Consider the following 2,996-nt stretch of genomic DNA (forward strand, 5'->3'; position numbering starts at 1 on the left):
AGCTGGAGCCCCGGCCGGGGCAGCGGCTGGAGCGGCGGAGGCGCGGCCACCCCGCCCTTTGTCACCACCGACCCCATCACGGCCCTCGGCGCCCGGCGGCAGGACGGCTCGCTGCCCGTCACCAGCTTCCTGGTCGTGGCCGACGGCTCCGAGATCGGCTCGACGATGGAGTGACGCCCGTCGCGGCGCCCACCGCACCGCGCCGCGCGGCCAGTTGATCTCGTAACACGGCGAAAACCTGAGCGGTCCGCGTAGTGGGCACAATCCAGTCACCCCGCACGCGTTTGATTCCCGCTTAAAGGAGCGCCACGACATGGCAAGACAGGTGACCGACACCGCACCGGCCCAGGCCGGCCCACCCCGCAGCCCACTTGACCGGTTCTTCCGGATATCCGAGCGGGGCTCGACCCTCGGCCGGGAGGTCCGGGGCGGGTTTGCCACCTTCTTCACGATGGCTTACATCCTCGTGCTGAACCCGATCATCCTGGGCAAGGCGGAGGACAAGTTCCACGCTCATCTCGACGGAGCGCAGCTGGTCACCGCGACCGCCCTGGTCGCCTGTGTGATGACGATCCTCATGGGCGTCGGCGGCAATCTGCCGCTCGCGCTCGCAGCCGGGCTCGGGCTCAACGCGGTCGTCGCGTACCAGATCGCCCCGCAGATGAGCTGGCCCGACGCCATGGGTCTGGTGGTCCTGGAGGGCCTGATCATCTGTGTGCTGGTGGGCACCGGGCTGCGCGAGGCGGTGATGAACGCGATCCCGCAGCCGCTGAAGCAGGCGATCAGTGTGGGCATCGGCCTGTTCATCGCCTTCATCGGCTTTATCGACGCGGGCTTCGCCACCCGCATCCCGGGCATGGAGGGTTCGGTTCCGGTCCAGCTCGGGGCGACCGGGCGGCTGACCGGCTGGCCGGTGCTGGTCTTCTGCCTCGGGGTGCTGCTGACCATCGCCCTGATGGCGCGCAAGATCAAGGGCGCGATCCTGATCAGCATCGTCGCCTCGACCGTGGTCGCGGTCATCATCAACGAGATCGCCGACATCAAGCCGCAGGCGTGGGGGCTGACCGTGCCCTCCCTCCCGGACAAGGTCGTCGACACCCCGGACTTCGGCCTGATCGGCTCCTTCAGCCTGTTCGGGGCGTTCGAGCAGGTCGGCGTGGTCACCATCGTCCTGCTGATCTTCACCCTGATCCTGTCCGACTTCTTCGACACCATGGGCACGGTCGTCGGCGTGAGCAACGAGGCCGGGCTGCTGGACAAGGACGGCAACGTGCCCAACCTGGGCCGGGTGCTGCTGATCGACGGAGTGGCGGCGGCCGCGGGCGGCGCGGCGTCCGCCTCGTCCAACACCAGCTATATCGAGTCGGCGGCCGGGGTCGGCGAGGGGGCGCGCACCGGCTTCGCCAGCGTGGTCACCGGTGCGCTGTTCGGGCTCGCCCTCTTCCTGACCCCGCTGGCGACCATGGTGCCCGCCCAGGCCGCCACCCCGGCGCTGATCGCCGTGGGATTCCTGCTGATGAGCCAGGTGCGGCATATCGAGTGGGAGCGCTACGACATCGCCATCCCGGCGTTCCTCACCATCGTCGTCATGCCGTTCACCTACTCCATCACCAACGGGATTGGCGCCGGGTTCATCGCGTATGTGCTGATCAAGGCGGTCCTGGGCAAGGCGCGCGAGGTGCACTGGCTGCTGTGGGGGACGGCGGCGCTGTTCGTCCTCTACTTCGGGATCGACCCGATCGAGCAGCTGCTCACCTGAGCCCGAGCCCGGGCCTGGGCCCGAGCCTGAGCCCGGGCCCGAGCCCGGGCCTGCGCCCGGACCGCTCGCGTCCCGTCAGCCGTGGCCCATGATGGGGCGCGGGCGGTACGGCGCCTCCAGACGGGCCACTTCCTGCTCGTCGAGCCGCAGTTCGACCGCGGCGACCGCGTCCTCCAGATGGCCGACCTTGGTGGCCCCCACGATCGGCGCGGTCACCGCGGGCCTGCCGAGCAGCCAGGCGAGCGCGATCTGCGCCGGGCTCACCCCGCGCTCCTCGGCCACGGCACGGGTGGCGTCCACGATGTCGAACTCGGCGTCCCCGTACCACCGCTCGACCAGCGTGTCGTCGCTCGCCCGGGTCGTGGTCCCGGTGCGGTCCCGGCCGCGGGTGCCGGTGAGCAGCCCGCGCGCCAGCGGGCTCCACGGGATCACCCCCACCCCCTGATCCAGGCAGAACGGGTTCATCTCCCGCTCCTCCTCCCGGTACAGCAGGTTGTAGTGGTTCTGCATCGAGATGAACCGGGTCCAGCCCGCCGCCGCTGCCGTGTGCTGCGCCTTGGCGAACTGCCAGGCGAACATGGAGGACGCGCCGATATAGCGAGCCTTGCCCGCCCGCACGACGTCGTGCAGCGCCTCCATGGTCTCCTCGATGGGCGTCTCGGGGTCCCACCGGTGGATCTGGTAGAGGTCGACATGGTCGGTGCCAAGACGCCGCAGCGAGGCGTCGATGCTCGCCATGATGTGCTTCCGGGACAGCCCGCGGTCGTTGGGGCCCGAGCCCATCGGCATATAGACCTTGGTGGCCAGCACATAGTCGTCCCGGCCGGCGAAGAGCTCACGCAGCAGCTCGCCCGTGACCTCCTCGCTTCTGCCGTTGGAGTACATATCGGCGGTGTCGAAGAACGTCACGCCGCTCTCGACCGACCGCCGCACGATCGGCCGCGCCGCGTCGATGTCCAACTGCCACGGGCGGTGCTCGGGGTTGCCGTAGCTCATCATCCCCAGGCAGATCCGCGACACCTTGATCCCGGACTGTCCCAGGCGGGCGTACTCCATGCGTCTCACCTTCCACTTCCGCTTGATCCGTCACAGCAGATCATTTGGGCGCCCGCGTGTCAGCCCGGTTTGACGAAACCGCACTCGTATGCCGCGATGACCGCCTGGGTGCGGTCCCGTACGCCGAGCTTGGCGAGCACCGTGGCCACATGGGTCTTGACCGTGGCCGGGGCCACGGTCA

3 protein-coding genes are annotated in these 2,996 nt (G+C 69.3%); 1 reads left to right on the top strand and 2 read right to left on the bottom strand.

All coding sequences use genetic code 11. From position 1 onward, the window contains the following. The first annotated feature begins 313 nt into the window (after positions 1 to 313). Positions 314 to 1,759: an NCS2 family permease gene (locus CCN51_RS51555; RefSeq protein WP_043487859.1), complete on the top strand. Its 1,446-nt coding sequence runs from the start codon at positions 314 to 316 to the stop codon at positions 1,757 to 1,759. A 75-nt stretch (positions 1,760 to 1,834) separates the two neighbouring features. Here the strand turns inward: CCN51_RS51555 and CCN51_RS51560 are convergent, their stop codons facing one another. Together CCN51_RS51560 and CCN51_RS51565 are read right to left on the bottom strand one after the other, a co-directional pair. Beyond that, positions 1,835 to 2,815 (bottom strand): aldo/keto reductase, encoded by a 981-nt coding sequence (locus CCN51_RS51560; RefSeq protein ID WP_014180688.1) that lies wholly within the window; start codon positions 2,813 to 2,815, stop codon positions 1,835 to 1,837. Positions 2,816 to 2,874: 59 nt separating this feature from the next. After that, the coding region (locus CCN51_RS51565) for a LuxR C-terminal-related transcriptional regulator (protein WP_143676231.1) at positions 2,875 to 2,996 on the bottom strand (122 nt) is incomplete at its 5' end.

The sequence above is a fragment of the Streptomyces milbemycinicus genome (assembly GCF_002154605.1).
GTDB classification, from domain to species: Bacteria; Actinomycetota; Actinomycetes; order Streptomycetales; family Streptomycetaceae; genus Streptomyces; species Streptomyces milbemycinicus.

Coding starts and splice junctions, on each gene's coding strand:
- CCN51_RS51555 (WP_043487859.1), top strand. CDS start 314: ATGGCAAGACAGGTGACCGACACCGCACCGGCCCAGGCCGGCCCACCC.
- CCN51_RS51560 (WP_014180688.1), bottom strand. CDS start 2,815: ATGGAGTACGCCCGCCTGGGACAGTCCGGGATCAAGGTGTCGCGGATC.